The 15,513-nt window shown below is 73.9% G+C and carries 12 protein-coding genes; 8 read left to right on the top strand and 4 right to left on the bottom strand.

Features of this window, described 5'->3' with window-relative positions; all coding sequences use genetic code 11:
• The first annotated feature begins 19 nt into the window (after positions 1-19).
• From Bequi_RS05495 to Bequi_RS05480, 4 genes are all read left to right on the top strand, one after another.
• Positions 20-499: a glutathione peroxidase gene (locus tag Bequi_RS05495; protein WP_249736959.1), complete on the top strand. Its 480-nt coding sequence runs from the start codon at positions 20-22 to the stop codon at positions 497-499.
• Entirely contained in the window at positions 496-1,515 is a 1,020-nt protein-coding gene (locus Bequi_RS05490; RefSeq protein WP_249736958.1) for an o-succinylbenzoate synthase, read from the top strand. Before Bequi_RS05495 ends, Bequi_RS05490 begins: the two co-directional genes overlap by 4 nt.
• Positions 1,516-1,588: 73 nt before the next feature.
• Complete coding sequence (gene menD / locus Bequi_RS05485) at positions 1,589-3,367, top strand: 2-succinyl-5-enolpyruvyl-6-hydroxy-3-cyclohexene-1-carboxylic-acid synthase (RefSeq protein WP_249736957.1); 1,779 nt, start codon at positions 1,589-1,591, stop codon at positions 3,365-3,367.
• A complete protein-coding gene (locus tag Bequi_RS05480) occupies positions 3,364-4,656 on the top strand; it encodes a S1C family serine protease (RefSeq protein WP_249736956.1) in 1,293 nt (430 codons plus the stop codon). Before menD ends, Bequi_RS05480 begins: the two co-directional genes overlap by 4 nt.
• Positions 4,657-4,717: 61 nt before the next feature.
• Here Bequi_RS05480 and Bequi_RS05475 read toward each other — a convergent pair whose 3' ends face one another.
• Entirely contained in the window at positions 4,718-6,034 is a 1,317-nt protein-coding gene (locus Bequi_RS05475) for an isochorismate synthase (RefSeq protein ID WP_249736955.1), read from the bottom strand.
• A 122-nt stretch (positions 6,035-6,156) separates the two neighbouring features.
• Between Bequi_RS05475 and Bequi_RS05470 the strand changes: the two genes are divergently transcribed.
• Positions 6,157-7,842, top strand: a complete 1,686-nt coding sequence (locus tag Bequi_RS05470; protein ID WP_249736954.1) for a cell division protein PerM — start codon at positions 6,157-6,159, stop codon at positions 7,840-7,842.
• 37 nt (positions 7,843-7,879) lie between these two features.
• On the opposite strand, the gene Bequi_RS05465 is transcribed toward Bequi_RS05470, so the two are convergent.
• Positions 7,880-8,311 (bottom strand): hypothetical protein, encoded by a 432-nt coding sequence (locus Bequi_RS05465; RefSeq protein WP_249736953.1) that lies wholly within the window; start codon positions 8,309-8,311, stop codon positions 7,880-7,882.
• 54 nt (positions 8,312-8,365) lie between these two features.
• On the opposite strand from Bequi_RS05465, the gene purN reads away from it, so the two are divergent.
• From purN to ppk2, 3 genes are all read left to right on the top strand, one after another.
• Positions 8,366-8,965, top strand: coding sequence for a phosphoribosylglycinamide formyltransferase (gene purN, locus Bequi_RS05460; RefSeq protein ID WP_249736952.1), 600 nt, complete (start codon positions 8,366-8,368; stop codon positions 8,963-8,965).
• 41 nt (positions 8,966-9,006) lie between these two features.
• A complete protein-coding gene (gene purH / locus Bequi_RS05455) occupies positions 9,007-10,653 on the top strand; it encodes a bifunctional phosphoribosylaminoimidazolecarboxamide formyltransferase/IMP cyclohydrolase (RefSeq protein WP_249736951.1) in 1,647 nt (548 codons plus the stop codon).
• Positions 10,654-10,793: 140 nt separating this feature from the next.
• Positions 10,794-11,699, top strand: coding sequence for a polyphosphate kinase 2 (ppk2, locus tag Bequi_RS05450; RefSeq protein WP_249736950.1), 906 nt, complete (start codon positions 10,794-10,796; stop codon positions 11,697-11,699).
• Positions 11,700-11,796: 97 nt separating this feature from the next.
• On the opposite strand, the gene Bequi_RS05445 is transcribed toward ppk2, so the two are convergent.
• Together Bequi_RS05445 and Bequi_RS05440 are read right to left on the bottom strand one after the other, a co-directional pair.
• Positions 11,797-13,650 carry a polysaccharide deacetylase family protein gene (locus Bequi_RS05445; protein ID WP_249736949.1) on the bottom strand — a complete coding sequence of 618 codons (1,854 nt, stop codon included), beginning with the start codon at positions 13,648-13,650 and terminating at the stop codon, positions 11,797-11,799.
• A 250-nt stretch (positions 13,651-13,900) separates the two neighbouring features.
• A complete protein-coding gene (locus Bequi_RS05440) occupies positions 13,901-15,448 on the bottom strand; it encodes an aspartate ammonia-lyase (protein ID WP_249736948.1) in 1,548 nt (515 codons plus the stop codon).
• Between the last annotated feature and the right edge of the window lie 65 nt (positions 15,449-15,513).

Genomic DNA, 15,513 nt, shown 5'->3' with positions numbered 1-15,513 from the left:
CCCTCCGAGAGGACCCGCCATGACCCGCCTGCAGCACTTCACCGCACGCACCGCCGAGGGCGAGGAGGTCTCGCTCGCAGATCTCGCCGGGAAGGCGACGCTGGTGGTGAACCTGGCCTCCAAGTGCGGTCTCACCCCGCAGCTCGACGGGCTGCAGGCTCTCCAGGAGGAGTACGAGGAGCGCGGGCTGCGCATCATCGGCTTCCCCTGCGACCAGTTCGGCGGGCAGATGCCCGGCACCGACGAGGAGGCCGTGACCTTCTGCCGCACCGAGTACGGCGTGACCTTCCCCGTGCTCGCCAAGGTCGAGGTCAACGGCGAGAATGCGCACCCGCTGTGGGCATGGATGGAGCAGGAGAAGCCCGGGGCCGACGGGCCCGACGTCGAATGGAACTTCGCGAAGTTCCTCCTCGATGCCGACGGTCAGGTGATCGAGCGCTTCAGCCCCCGCACCGAGCCCGCTGATCTGCGCGGAGCCGTCGAGGCTGCGCTCGCGTGAGCACAGCCCCCTCCGCCCCCTCTGCTCCCGGAGCCCTCGAAGTCCCGAGCTCCCTGCGCGAGCTCGGCATCGACCGCGCCTGCGCGTTCACCATCCCGATGACCATGCGCTTCCGCGGCATCGAGGAGCGCGACGGCGTGCTCCTGCACGGGTCCGAGGGCTGGGCGGAGTTCTCGCCGTTCTGGGACTACGCCGCGCAGGAGTCCTCCGCCTGGCTGCGCGCCGCGCTCGCCGACGCCACCGCCCCGCGCCCCGCCGCCGTCCGCGAGACGGTGCCCGTGAACGCGACCATCCCTGTGATCCAGCCCGCACTCGCCCACCGCATCGCGCGCGTGGGCGGGGCGAGCACGGCGAAGGTGAAGGTCGCCGATCCCGGGTCGACTCTCGCCGAGGACGCCGAGCGCCTGGAAGCGGTGCGCGACGCGCTGGGCCCGGGCGGCCGCATCCGGATCGATGCGAACGGCGCTTGGGACCGGGATGAGGCGATCGCCGCGATCCCGCTGCTCGATGCGGCAGCGGGGGGCCTCGAGTACGTCGAGCAGCCCGTCGCCTCGCTCGAGGACATGGCCGCCGTGCGCCGGGCGGTCGCCGTCCCCCTCGCCGCCGATGAGTCCGTGCGCCGCGCCGAGGACCCGCTGCGCGTCGCCCGGGCCGGCGCGGCGGATCTGCTGGTGATGAAGGTCCAGCCTCTCGGCGGGGTGCAGCGCTGCCTCGAGCTCGCAGAGCAGGCAGGACTTCCGGTCATCGTCTCCAGCGCCCTGGAGACGAGCATCGGGCTGAGCGCCGGCCTCGCCCTCGCCGCCGCGCTCCCGGATCTCGAGCACGCCTGCGGACTCGCCACCGGGGTGCTGCTGACCGGCGACCTCGTGACCGCCCCATTGCGCGCGAAGAACGGCGAGATCCCCGCGCAGCGGCCCGAGCCCGACGACGACCTGCTCCAGCGCCATGCGGCAGGAGCCGACCTGGCCCGTCGCTGGCAGGTGCGGCTCGAGGAGTGCGCCGCCCTGCTCGGCTGAGAGCCTGCGACGGATCGGCTCGATCCAGGCCAGAACCGAGGCCATCTCCGTGACCGAAGCTAGCCTTGGCTCCATGCAGCCCTCCAGCATCCCGGCCCCCGAACCCACCGGCTCCGGCGCCGTCGACGAGGCCGTCGCGATCTGGCGGGCGCTCGCCGCTCTCGGCGTGCGCGACGTGGTGCTGAGCCCCGGCTCGCGCTCCGCCCCGCTGGTCTACGCGCTGCAGGATCCGCAGGTGGCCGGCGTGCTGCGCGTGCACGTGCGCATCGACGAGCGCGCCGCGGCCTTCACCGCCCTCGGCATCTCCCGCGCGGATCCCTCGCGGCCGGGCGTCGTCATCACGACCTCCGGCACGGCCGCCGCGCACCTGCACGCGGCCGTGCTCGAGGCGCACCACGGCCGGATCCCGCTGCTCGTGCTCACCGCGGACCGCCCTGCCGAGCTGCGCGGCGTCGGCGCGAACCAGGCCGCCGACCAGGTGGGGCTGTACGGGTCGGCGGTGGGGTTCAGCGCCGACCTCCCGGCGCCCGCGCGCACGCAGGCGAGCGAGGTCGAGCTGCGCACGGCCGTCAGCACCCTCGCGCGCGCGTTCGCGGCCGCGGCCGCGGAGCTGCCCGGGCCGGTGCACGTGAACCTCGGCTTCCGCGACCCCCTCGTCCCCGCCGGCGGCGCGGTGCCGGGAGGCGGTTCGGAGCCCGCCGACGCCCCCCGGATCCCGCTCGCGCACCGCCCGCTGCCGCCGGCGCTTCCCGCCGTCCCCCTCGCGCTGCGCTCCCGCACGGTCGTCGTCGCCGGGGACCAGGCGGGCCGCGCCGCCCGTGACTTCGCCGAGGCCCATCGCCTGCCCCTGTTCGCGGAGCCCAGCTCGGGCGCGCGCGGCGGCGACTGCGCGATCCCCGGCTATCCGGCGCTGCTCTCCGCGGTGATGAGCGCCGCGGCCGACGGCGACCTCGCGGCGCTGCGCCCGGAGCTGGCGATCGTCTTCGGCCATCCGACGCTCTCGCGCGCCGTGCTCGGATCGCTGCTCGGAGCCGAGAGCACCGAGATCGTGATCGTCGATCCCGCGCCCGGCGCCGCCTGGGCCGATCCCTCCCGTCGTGCTCACCTCATCGTCCCCGCGATCACCGCGGCGACCGAGGCCGACCGCGAGGATCGCGCCGCGTACCTCGAGCAGTGGCACCGCGCCGCCCGCGCGGCGCAGCAGCCGCGCGAGACGGAGGCTCTGCCCTGGCAGACCCGCGCCGCGCTCGCCGTCTGGGATGCGACCGGGGAGGCCGACGCCCTCGTGCTGGGATCGAGCTCGCTGATCCGGGACCTCGAGCAGCATGCGGGCGACGCCCGCGGCGAGATCCTCGCCTCGCGCGGCCTCGCCGGGATCGACGGCCTGATCTCCACCGCCAGCGGTCTCGCCCTCGCACGCGCGGGTGCAGAGGCTGCGACGCCCGCGGGCATGTCGGATCCGGGCCGTCCCGGCGCTGCCGCTGCCGGCCGCGTGCGCCTGCTGATCGGCGACGTCACCGCCCTGCACGACCTCACGGGCCTCGTCGTCGGGCCGCTCGAGCAGGAGCCGGCGCTCGACATCGTCGTCGTCGATGACGGCGGCGGCCGGATCTTCAGCTCCCTCGAGCACCGCCAGGCCGATCCGGCCCTGCTCGAGCGCTGCTTCACGACCCCGCACGGGGCGGATCTCGTCGCCGTCGCTCGCGGGCTCGGCGTGGAGGCCCTGCGAGTCGAGGGCGCCGACGCGCTCTCGCGCGCGCTGGCGGACGGCACCGGAGGCCGACGCCTGCTGGTCGTCCAGGATTCCTCCAGCGCACCCGAACGCTCCTCGCGGGCGAAGGAGATGCAATGACCCCCATGAATCAGCATGATGACGAGGCCGCTGCGCGCCCCGCGCACGAGGATCCGCAGTGGTGGGGCGCGCCCCACCAGGCGACTGCCCACCAGTCGCCAGCCGCCGAGGCCCCGTCCCCGATCGGCCTCGGCCCGGCGCCGGTCGCGCCGCGCGAGAGCCGCGGCCCGGGCTGGGCGGGAGTGAGCGCGCTCGTGCTCGGCGGGATGCTGCTGTCCAGCGGCCTCACGCTCGGCGGCGTCGTCGCCTACGACCAGCTGACGGGACCCGGCCCGCAGGCGCCATCGAGCACCGCCTCGCCGGGCGCCGACGAGGTCGACGCCGCGACGAGCGCGAGCCCCGCCGCTCTCGACGCGGCCAGCTCCGGATGGGAGCAGGTCGCCGCCGAGATCTCCCCGAGCACGGTCGCGATCCAGGTGACCACCGCCGGCCGCACCGGCGAGGGGACGGGGGTGATCTACCGCGAGGACGGCACGATCATCACCAACAACCACGTCGTCGCGGGAGCGCAGAGCGTGACCGTCTCCCTGGCCGACGGCCGCATGTACGAAGCCGATGTCGTCGGCACCGATCCCACCACCGACCTCGCGGTCGTGCGCCTGCAGAGCCCGCCCGCGGATCTCGTCGCGGCGACGCTCGGGGACTCGGACGAGGTCACCGTGGGGCAGAGCGTGATGGCCGTGGGCACTCCGCTGGGGCTCGAGAACACCGTCACCACCGGCATCATCTCGGCCGTCCACAGGCCCGTGGCCACGCAGGGCGAGGAGTCCGACGGATCCGACGCCGCCTACACGTCGGCCCTCCAGACCGACGCGGCGATCAACCCGGGCAACTCCGGCGGGCCGCTGGTGGACGCGAGCGGCGCAGTGATCGGCATCAACTCCTCGATCGCGAGCTTCGCCTCCTCGACCACGCAGCAGGCCGGGAGCATCGGGCTGGGCTTCGCGATCCCCTCCAACACCGTGAGGCTGATCGTGGACCAGCTCGTGGAGAAGGGGGAGGCCGACCACGCTCTTCTCGGTGTGGACGCGCAGAACGGCACCGCCCAGGCCAACGCCGCCACGTTCCAGGGCGCCGAGATCCGAGAGGTGACCGCAGGCTCCGCGGCGGAGGCCGCGGGGCTGCAGGCCGGCGATCTGATCACGGACCTGGACGGGGTGCCGATCAGCGGGGCCTCGGCGCTCACCGGCGTGGTGCGCAGCCTCGGGATCGGCTCGACCCACACCCTCACGGTGGTGCGCGAGGGCCAGACCCTCTCCCTCCAGGTCACCTTCGCGCAGTCCAGCTGACCGGCGCCGCCCCGTGCCCGGGCGCGCCCGGCCCTGCGGCCGCTGCTCCGAGGGCTGGGGCTCAGTCCCCGCGGACCGCTCGCAGGATCGGGCGGGTCTTCGCGATCGCCTCGGCGTGCTCCAGCACGGGGTCGGAGCCCTCGACGATGCCGCCGCCCGCCTGGGCCCGCAGCGCGCCCGGTCCCTCGAGGTGCGCCATGCGCAGGGCGATCGCCCACTGGCCATCGCCGCGCGCGTCCATCCATCCCACGGGCGCCGCATAGCCGCCGCGATCGCGGTCCTCGAGGCGGGCGATGATCGCGTCGGCCGCCTCGCGGGGGCTCCCGCTCACCGCCGCCGAGGGGTGCAGGGCCCCGGCGACGTCGAGGCTGCTGACGCCCTGGCGGAGGTGCCCGGAGACGTCGGAGGCGAGATGCTCGATGCCGGGCAGGCGCAGCACGAACGGCTCCGGGGAGGACGCGAGGTCGACCGTGAGATCTGCGAGCCGCGAGGTCACCGAGTCGATCGCATAGGCGTGCTCGGAGCGCTCCTTCGGATCGGCGCGGAAGGCGCGGCGATCCGACTCCGCGAGCTCCGCCCCGTCGGCCACGGGCCGCGAGCCCGCGAGCACGCGGGAGAACACGCGGCCGCGATCGGTGTCGGCCAGCATCTCGGGGGAGGCGCCCAGGACGTCGCCCAGGTGGTAGGTCCACGTGCTCGGGTAGGCGGCGGCGAGCCGACGCACCATCGCCGCGACGGGCGGAGCCGGATCCACCCGCAGGTGCGTGCTCTCCGAGAGCACGACCTTGTCGGCCTCGCCGGCGCGGATGCGCTCGATCGCCTCGCCCACCAGGGCCTGGTAGTGCACGCTCGTGTGCTCGGTCTCCACCTCGACCTGCGCCGCCGGGGGAGCGGACGGGGTGGTCGGGAACAGGTCCCGCCAGTCGCCCGGCACCTCCGGCTCCTCATCGACGCCGACGAGGGTCAGGAATGCCGAGCCCTCGGCTGATCCCAGCACCGCCCGCGGCACCAGCAGTCGCGAGGGCCGGGCGGAGTCCGCGGCATACGAGAAGGAGCCGAAGGCGATCAGCGCCGTGCCGCGCTCGCGCACCTCGTCATCGATCCTCGCCTGCGCGCACAGCGCCTGGAAGCGCACGGAGGCGGTGCGGAACCGGTCAGGGCCTGCGGTCTCCAGCGCCCATGCGGCGCCGACGCCCACGAGCCCCTGGCCGTGGCGCAGCCACGCGGCGGTCAGGCCCGCGGGGAGGTGGCCCAGGACGTCCGCGCTCTCCTCGATCCGCAGGGTGCGCACGTGGAGCACCGGCAGCGCATCGGCCGCGCCGGGAGGGGCGCTCGCCGTCGCGCGCGCAGGATCCAGGGGCGGGGGTGAGATGGACATCAGCACGATTATGCGACACGGCACCTGCGCGCTGGACTTGCCGCCGCCGGGGAGGGGAGAGTGGACCGCGGCCTCGACCCTTCCCCGCGAGGCCGGACTTCTGACGGATGGAGCGCACGCCCATGCCCCTCGCGAGCAGCCCGGAACGTCTCGCCGCCCCCGTGCTCAGCGGGCTGATCGCGGCGATGGTCTGCCTGCTCAGCGCCCTCGGTCTCGCCGTGATCCCCGCGATCGCCGCGCAGGCGGGCAGCGGCGGCGGGATGGGCCTGCTGGACGCGATCCTGCTCGGGCTGAGCGCACTGGTGCTCGCCCACGGCGGCAGCCTCGTGCTCCCGGCAGGCACCATCACCGGCTCGATCACGCTGCTGCCGTTGGGGCTGACGGCGCTGCTCGCCATCGTCGCGGGCCTCGCCATGCGCCGCGCCGCGCGCTCCCTGCTCCTCGTCCAGGACGACGGCAGGCTGCGGCCGCACGCCCTGCGCGACGCTGCGACCAGTCTGGCCCTGTTCGTCGCGGTCTACGCCGCGGGCATCGGGCTGCTCGCCGCGATGGCGCGCACGCCCCTGGTCCAGCCCGTGATCGCCTCCGCCGTCGTCTCCGCGCTGCTGCTCGCGCTGCTCGGCGGGGCGGCCGGCTGCCTCGCGGCGCTGCGCCGTCCCGCGCACGGCAGCATCCCCGCCGTGCGGCTCCTGGACCTGATCCCCTCGCCGTGGGGAGCGCTCGTGCGCGCGCTCGGGATCGCGCTGCTGGGGCTGCTCGCGAGCGGGATGCTCGCGTGCACGGTGATGATCGCAGTGCGCCTGTCCGCCATCTCGGCGCTGTTCGGGCAGCTCGCCCCCGGCGCCGTCGGCGGGGCGGTGCTGACGCTCCTGCAGCTCGCCCTGCTCCCGCTCGCGGCGGTGTGGGCCGTGGTCGTGCTCCTCGGGGGGACGGTCGCGATCGGCACGGGCACCGCGATCTCCCTCGGCGGCACCACCACAGGGGTGCTGCCCGCGCTGCCGCTGCTCGCGATCGTGCCCTCCCCGGGCGCCTCGCCCTGGTGGTTCTGGCTGCTCGCCCTCCTGCCGGTCGCGGCGATCGCCGCCGGGGCGGTGCGACTGGCCGACGGCGCCGCCGCGGCGGCGCCGCGCGAGCGCTGGATCCTGCTCCTGGCCTATCCGATCCTGCTCATCGCCGTCATCCTGGTCCTCGCGTCCCTGTGCGCAGGGCGCATCGGCCAGGAGGCGCTCGCCGAGCTCGGCCCGCAGGTGGGGACCCTCCTGCTCCCGCTGACGATCATCGTGGCGGTGACGAGCGCTCTCACCTGCGCGATCTGCATGAGCCCTGCCCTGCCGTGGATCCGGGGGCAGCTGACCGGGCTGCGCGCGCGGGTGGAGCAGGCGGAGGCCGTCGAGCGCGCGGAGCGCCCCGCAGCGCAGGATCCCGCGGTGCCGATGACGGCCGCCGGCCGAGAGCGCCGCGCCGCGATGGCCGCCGAGGCCGCCGCCCTCACAGCGCACGCCGAGGCCGACCCGGCTTCGGAGGGGACGGACGGGGAGGAGAGCAGCGCCGCGTCGGAGAGGCCCGGACATGGTGCAGATGTTGCGGGGGCCGACGACACTGCGCCAGACGGAACTGCGCCAGACGACACTGCGCAAGGCGCTGAAGCGCTCGAGTCCGAGGGCGCGGGCGCCGTCGGCACGGAAGCTGTCGGCCCGGATGCCGCGCACGATGGCACGGGAAGCGAGGCCCTCGCCGATGATCCCGAGGAGCCGGTGACTCGTCGAGCTCCGCGCGGTCCGCGCAGCCCGCGCCAGGGGCTGCGCTGACGCCTGCGGCCCGCAGCGCGCGGGCCGTCGGCAGGACTCAGCCGCCGATGCCCTCGAGCCAGCTGACCACGGAGCTCTGCACATCCTCCTGGCAGGCGCGCTGCGCCTCATGGGTGAGCGCGCGCGACTGGCAGCGCTCGAGCTCGGACATGGGGCCGTAGAACAGGGCTCCGAGCACCGCGCCCAGCACGATCGAGGCGATGGCGGGGAAGCCGATGGCAGCCGAGACGATCGCCATCGGGCGTCGCCCGTCGCGCCAAGCGGCGATGACCATGCGCACCAGCAGCACCGCTGCGACGAGGCCCGCGATGCCGGCGCCGAGGGACAGCGGCAGGGGAGCGAGCATCAGCAGCCACGCGGTGATCAGCGCGAGGAGCAGCGCATAGAGCGCGCGCCGATACCGCCGCGCGGAATCGGAGGGCTCCTCGCTCGCGGCGGGCCGGGGGGACTCGGGTGCTGGGCTGCTCACGCCGCCATTGTGCCGGTCCCGCCTGGGCGTCCGCCCCTGGACTACCCTGGGGGAGTGGCTCCAGCGCGCATCATCGTCCTGATCTCCGGCACCGGCAGCACCCTCGCTGCCCTGATCCGGGCGGCCCAGGCCCCGGATTCCGCGTTCGAGATCGTCGGCGTCCTGGCCGACGGCGACGCCCCCGGCCTCGCGCACGCCCGGCAGGCCGCGATCCCCACCGCCGTCGTGCCGCTGCGCGACCACCCCACCCGGGCCGACTGGGACCGGGCCCTCGCGGCGGCCATCGCCGAGCTCTCCGGCCGGGCGCTCCCGGATCTCGTGGTCCTCGCCGGATTCATGAAGCTGGTCGGCCCCGCCGTGCTCTCCGCGCACCCCGGCCGCATCATCAACACCCACCCCGCGCTCCTGCCCTCGTTCCCCGGCGCCCACGGCGTGCGCGACGCTCTCGCGCACGGCGTGAAGATCACCGGCGCCACGGTCATCGAGGTCGATGCCGGGATCGACACGGGCCGCATCCTCGCCCAGCGCGCCGTCGAGGTGCACGAGGGCGACACCGAGGAGACCCTGCACGAGCGCATCAAGGTCGTCGAGCGCGAGATGCTGGTCGACGTCGTGAGCAGCCTCGCCGCCGCCCCCGCCCCCCAGCCCGCCTGAACCTGCCCGCACCGCACCGCCCCCCACTCCCAAGGAGCACCGTGTCCGATCGCCAGCCCATCCGCCGAGCCCTCGTCTCCGTCTTCGACAAGACCGGGCTCGTGGACCTCGCCCGCGCCCTCTCCGAGGCCGGGGTCGAGATCGTCTCCACCGGCTCGACCGCGCAGACCATCCGCGACGCAGGCTTCGCCGTCGTCGACGTCGCCGAGGTCACCGGCAGCCCCGAGATGCTCGACGGCCGCGTGAAGACCCTCCACCCCGTGATCCACGGCGGGATCCTCGCCGACCGGAACCTGGAGAGCCACCGCTCCCAGCTCGAGCAGCACGGCATCGCCGCCTTCGACCTCGTGGTCGTGAACCTCTACCCGTTCGAGGAGACGCTCGCCGCGGGCGGCACCTTCGAGGAGATCATCGAGAAGATCGATATCGGCGGGCCCGCCATGGTGCGCAGCGCCGCGAAGAACTTCGCCTCGGTGGCCGTGGTCGTCGACGCCGGCGACTACGCGCTCGCCGGCCGCGCCGCCGGTCAGGGCGGGTTCACGCGCGCCGAGCGCCAGGAGCTCGCGGCCGTCGCGTTCGGCCGCATCGCGGACTACGACCAGGCCATCGCCGACTGGACCCTCGCCCAGGTCGACGCCCCTGACGAGGAGGACTCGAACGCGGCGGGCGCTCCGGGCGGCGACGCGATCGCGGAGCTCCTCGAGCTCGACGAGGCGGAGGCCGCGGAGCTCGGGGTGAAGACCCTGCGCTACGGCGAGAACCCCCATCAGCGCGCGCGCCTGCTGCCGCTGGACGTCCCCGGCTCCCTGGCCTCCGCCGAGCAGCTCGGCGGCAAGGAGATGAGCTTCAACAACTTCGTGGACGCCGACGCCGCGATCCGCGCCGCCTTCGACCACGAGCGCCCGGCGGTCGTCGTCACCAAGCACAACAACCCTTGCGGTGCGGCGGTCTGCGCCGACGGCGAGGACATCGCGCTCGCCCACGCGCGCGCCCACGGCACCGACCCCGTCTCGGCCTACGGCGGCGTCATCGCCGCGAACCGCCCCGTCACCCTCGCGATGGCCCAGCAGGTGAAGCCCGTGTTCACCGAGGTCATCGCCGCGCCCGGCTTCGAGGACGATGCGCTCGAGGTGCTGCGCACGAAGAAGAACCTGCGCATCCTGCAGATCGGCGAGAACCAGCGCCCCGGCGTCGAGCAGCGCCGCATCAGCGGCGGATGGCTGCTGCAGGACGCCGACACCTACCAGGGGCCGGGCGATGCCCCCGAGTCCTGGACCCTCGCCGCCGGCCCGGTCGCCGACGAGGCGACCCTCGCGGACCTCGCCTTCGCGTGGAGCGCGATCCGCGCGGTGAAGTCCAACGCCATCCTGCTGGCGAAGGACGGCGCGGCCGTCGGCATCGGAATGGGCCAGGTCAACCGCCTGGACTCCTGCCGCCTCGCGGTCGCCCGCGCCAACAGCCTCGGCGAGCACGCCGACGGCGAGCAGGCTCCGGAGCGGGCCCGGGGCGCGGTCGCGGCGTCGGACGCGTTCTTCCCCTTCGCCGACGGCGTGCAGATCCTCATCGAGGCCGGCGTCAGCGCCATCGTGCAGCCGGGCGGATCGATCCGCGACGACGAGGTCATCCAGGCCTGCGCCGACGCCGGCGTGAGCCTCTACCTGACGGGCACGCGGCACTTCGCGCACTGAGCCGCGCGGGGGTCGAGGAGGCGCCCGGGACCTGTGTTCACCCGGGCGCCATCTTCACCGCCTATCGTGGGGCGCATGACACCGTGCGCGTGCGGGCTCAGGGATGAGGCCGCACGCCGTTCCCCCTAGAGGAGGCCCCCGTGAGGATCCCGGACAACCAGAGCCTGCGCGAGTACATCGAGCACCTGCGCGACGAGGGGTACACCGTCCAGGACGGCCACACCCCGGATCCGGATCTCATCGATCCCCAGGGCAACCCCGTGTACACCTGGCAGGAGGGCTACCCGTACGACACGCGCATGGATCGCGAGGAGTACGAGCTCGAGAAGTACAAGCTGCAGGTGGAGCTGCTGAAGTTCCAGTACTGGCTCGAGGACAACGACAAGAAGGCCATCATCATCTTCGAGGGCCGGGACGCCGCCGGCAAGGGCGGCACCATCAAGCGCTTCACCGAGCACCTGAACCCTCGCACCGCGCGCACCGTGGCCCTGAACAAGCCCAGCGACCGCGAGCGCGGCCAGTGGTACTTCCAGCGCTACACCCAGCACCTCCCCACCGAGGGCGAGATGGTGCTGTTCGACCGCTCCTGGTACAACCGCGCGGGCGTGGAGCGCGTGATGGGCTTCTGCACCGACGAGGAGTACGAGGCGTTCATGAACCAGGCGCCCCAGTACGAGCGGATGCTGGTGGAGTCCGGCATCCACGTCACGAAGCTGTGGTTCTCCGTCTCCCAGAAGGAGCAGCGCACCCGCTTCGCGATCCGCCAGCTCGATCCGGTGCGCCGCTGGAAGCTCTCCCCGATGGACCTCGAGTCCCTCGACCGCTGGGAGGCCTACACGGAGGCGAAGGAGGAGATGTTCCGGCGCACCGACAAGAAGTACGCGCCGTGGACGATCATCCGCTCGAACGACAAGAAGCGCGCCCGCGTGAACGCGATGCGCTACTTCCTCTCGCAGTTCGAGTACGAGGACAAGAACCACGAGGTTGTCGGCACCCCGGATCCGAAGCTCGTCATGCGCGGCAAGAAGGAGGAGGCCGACGAGTGATGCGCTCGCGGCCCTGACCCGGCGCGCGCGCCGGTCGTGAAGCGCAGACGGCGCCCGCCCCCGCTGGGGGCAGGCGCCGTCTGCGCATCCGGGGCTCTCAGCCCTGGCCGCCGCCGTCGCTCGCACCCCCGCCCTCGCTCGCGGAGCCGGTGGGCCCCGTGACGACGTGGCCGTGCACGAGGCCGCGCGTGTAGTGGCAGCCGGCGTACATCTGGTTCTGGCCGAGCTCGGCGCAGGTGAACGTCGTGTAGCCGTTGCTCGCGAACCAGTCCAGGATCATCGGGATCGCCTCCGCGGAGGTCGGGTGGATCTCGTGGATCAGCATCAGGGACCCGCGCCGGGTCTCGCTGTCCACGTGGCCCATGATCTTCTGGGGGCTCTTGCTCTGCCAGTCCAGGGTGTCCACGTCCCAGATCTGCACGCTCTGGCCGAGGGCCGCGGCGGCGTCGTCGACGTTCCCGTTGCGGGCGCCGTACGGCGGGCGCATCGAGAACGGGACGCGGCCGCACGCCTCGATGATCGCGTCGGTGGTGCGCTGGAGCTGGCTCGCGAGGGAGTCGGCGCTCAGCTTCGTGAGCTGCGGGTGCGACCAGGAGTGGCTGGAGATCTCATGGCCGTCGGCGCAGGTCTTCGCGACGGCATCGGGCCATTCGGCGACCGACTGGCCGATCATGAAGAACGTGGCGGCGGCCTGAGCCGCGGCGAAGTCCCCGCGGACCCGGGCGTTCAGATCCGGGCTGGGGCCGTCGTCCAGCGTGAGGGAGACCGACCGCAGGCGCGAGGCGTCCGGCGCGACCACGCTCGCGGGGCGCACTCCGTCGCCGACGAGGGGCGCGAGCTGCGTGCGGGGACCGGGGGCCTCCGAGACGCGGGCGGGAGCGGGGGCGTCCACCTCGGCGGGCAGCACGTAGAGCGCGTCGCCGTCATGGGAGTCCCCGGGCGCCGTGCGCAGCGAGGGATCGAAGGGCGCCGGGGCGGCGAGGGCCTGCTGCACCGCCGCGCCGTCCTCCGAGAGGAGGGAGGCGGCGGTCGCGGCGGGGACGGTCAGCACGAGCTCGCCGCGGGAGCCGCCGGCGCTGGCCGAGGGGAAGAGCACCTGGAGTGCGCCGTCGGCCTGGGGGAGGAGCGCAGGTCCGTTGCCGAAGGGCCGCGGCTGCTCCTGCAGGAGGGAGCGCAGCTCCTCCGGATCGGTGCCCTCGACGCCGGCCGCCGCGGAGAGGACGGCGTCGCGCAGGGCGCCCCAGCTCTCGGCGCGCACGAGGGCGGGGGAGGTGAAGGGGCGGTCCCCCTCGGCGCGATACCACAGCAGGCTCGCGCTGGGGCCCTGCTCGTCGGTCGCGTCCAGGAGCACGCCGAGCACGCCGGAACCGGAGGCGATGACGCGCCCCGCCGCCGTGAGCGTCGCGCTCTGCCCCCGGAACAGCCGCTCCCGCAGCATCTTGCCGGCGGCGATGTCGATGGCCTCGCTGAGGCCGCGCGCCCCCGGGATCCGGGGGAAGGAGACCAGCATCCCGGTGCGCGAGAGGTCGGTGGTCGCGAGCTCGGGGACGAGGGCCGACTGGTCCGGCAGTGCCGCGACAGCCGCCCGCGCGACCTCCGCGGGCGGAGGCGGGGGCGGGGCGGTGGTCGCGTCGGTGCGCGAGGGCGCCCGGCCGCCGCCGTCGGATCCGCCGCCGATCACGGGGAGGCGGTCGCGGTTCACGACCATCAGCGCGGCGGCCCCGCCGCCGAGCGCGGCGAGCGCGACCGCTCCGCCGGCGATGACCGCGCGGCGTCCCGTGCGATCCGGACCCCGCTCGGTGCGCCCGGTCGAGGCGCCCGCCGATCCCTGCGCCTCGGAGCCGAAGACCTCGGCATCCAGGTCCCGCCCCGCATCCTCAGCCCCGCGGTCGAAGCCGTCGGCCCCGCGGTTCCCGGGCAGGTGCGCGCCCTCGTACTCGTCGTGCGACACAGGATCTCCTCGTCTCAGCTCCCCATCGCTCCCCCTGGTCCCGGCGCGGGGCACCGCCGCTCGCGCTGCGCGATCGGACGGCGGGTGAGCGCCACCCTCCGACGGTACGCCTCCGTCGGGCGCCGTCCAAGCGCGCGACGCGCCGACGGAACCCGGAAGCGTCCCTGGTCCGGGACGAATCCGAGGCGATCGCAGAGCTGAGGCGACGCCGGGGCTCAGGCGGCGCCGGGCCGGCGACGAGAGAGGGTTCTCAGACCTCGGCGGTGGTCGCGCCGTCGGGGACCACGCGCGCGACCTCGCCCGAGTCGGTCGCGGGATCGGTGATGACCGGGATGGTGCCGGTCACGGTCGCGCGGTGGGGCTGGGTCATCATCGCGGGGGAGAGGAGCACGCGCAGGTGCTCCTCGTCGAGCAGTCCGGCTTCGAGCACGAGGTCCGCCACGGGGCGGCCGGACTCCAGCGCCTGCTGGGCGATCTCGGTCGCCGCGGTGTAGCCGATCACCGGGACGAGCGCGGTGACCACGCCGATCGAGTGGGCCACGTAGTTCTCGAGCACGGAATGGTTCGCCTCGATGCCGCGGATGCAGCGATCGGCCAGGGTGCTCATCGCGCGCGTCATCACCCGGGTGCTCTCGAGGATGTTGAAGCAGATCACCGGCTCGAACGCGTTGAGCTGAAGCTGCCCGGCCTCGGCGGCGAAGGTGACCGTGAGGTCGTTGCCGATCACCTCGAAGGCCACCTGGTTCACGACCTCGGGGATCACGGGGTTCACCTTGCCGGGCATGATCGAGCTGCCGGGCTGCACGGCCGGGAGGGTGATCTCCGCGAAGCCCGCGCGCGGGCCCGAGCTCAGCAGGCGCAGGTCGTTGCAGATCTTCGAGATCTTCACCGCGATGCGCTTGAGCACGCCGGAGAAGGTCACGAACGCCCCGGTGTCGGAGGTCGCCTCGACCAGGTCCGCGGCGACCGAGAACTCGATGCCGGTGATCGCGCTGAGCTCCTGCGCGGCGAGCTGCGAGTAGCGGGGGTCGGCGGTGATGCCCGTGCCGATCGCGGTCGCGCCGATGTTGATCTCCCGGAACAGGCGCGCCGTGCGGGTGAGGCGCTCGACGTCCTCCTCGATCGTCGTGGCCCAGGCGTGGAACTCCTGGCCGAGCGTCATCGGCACGGCGTCCTGCATCTGCGTGCGGCCCATCTTGAGGACGTGGGCGTACTCGTCGCCCTTCTCGCGCAACGCGCCGATCAGCCCGTCCATGGCCTCGGCGAGGTTCGGGAAGGACAGCAGGATCGTTAGGCGCACCGCGGTCGGGTACATGTCGTTGGTGGACTGGCCGAGGTTCACGTGGTTGTTCGGGTGGAGATGCTCGTACTGGCCCTTCTCGTACCCGAGGATCTCCAGGCCGCGGTTCGCGATGACCTCGTTCGCGTTCATGTTCGTGCTGGTGCCCGCGCCGCCCTGGATCACGTCCACGACGAACTGATCGGTCAGGGCGCCGCCCGCGATCTCCTCGCAGGCCTGCTCGATGGCCCGGGCGCGATCCGCGTCGAGCGCGCCGAGGCGGTGGTTCGCGCGTGCGGCCGCCTGCTTGACCTGCGCGAGCGCGGTGATGAGCTTCGGGAAGTGCGCGAGGGGGACGTCCGTGATGTGGAAGTTCTCCTGGGCGCGCAGCGTCTGGATGCCGTAATAGGCCTCCGCCGGGACCTCGCGGTCACCCAGCAGGTCGTGCTCGCGGCGGGTCGCGCCGCCGCTGCGCTCGCTCGCAGGGATCGTGCTCACGTGCTCGGTGGGGGTCGACATCGACGCTCTCGCTCCTCGGTTCGCTCGTCCGACCGGCGGCTCTGCCGGTCCGTCGACCAGCCTAG

Origin of the sequence: Brachybacterium equifaecis (assembly GCF_023509525.1) — a bacterium.
Lineage (GTDB): Bacteria > Actinomycetota > Actinomycetes > Actinomycetales > Dermabacteraceae > Brachybacterium > Brachybacterium equifaecis.
The sequence above is the reverse complement of the archived record's forward strand: the minus strand, read 5'-3'. Positions and strand labels throughout refer to the sequence as shown.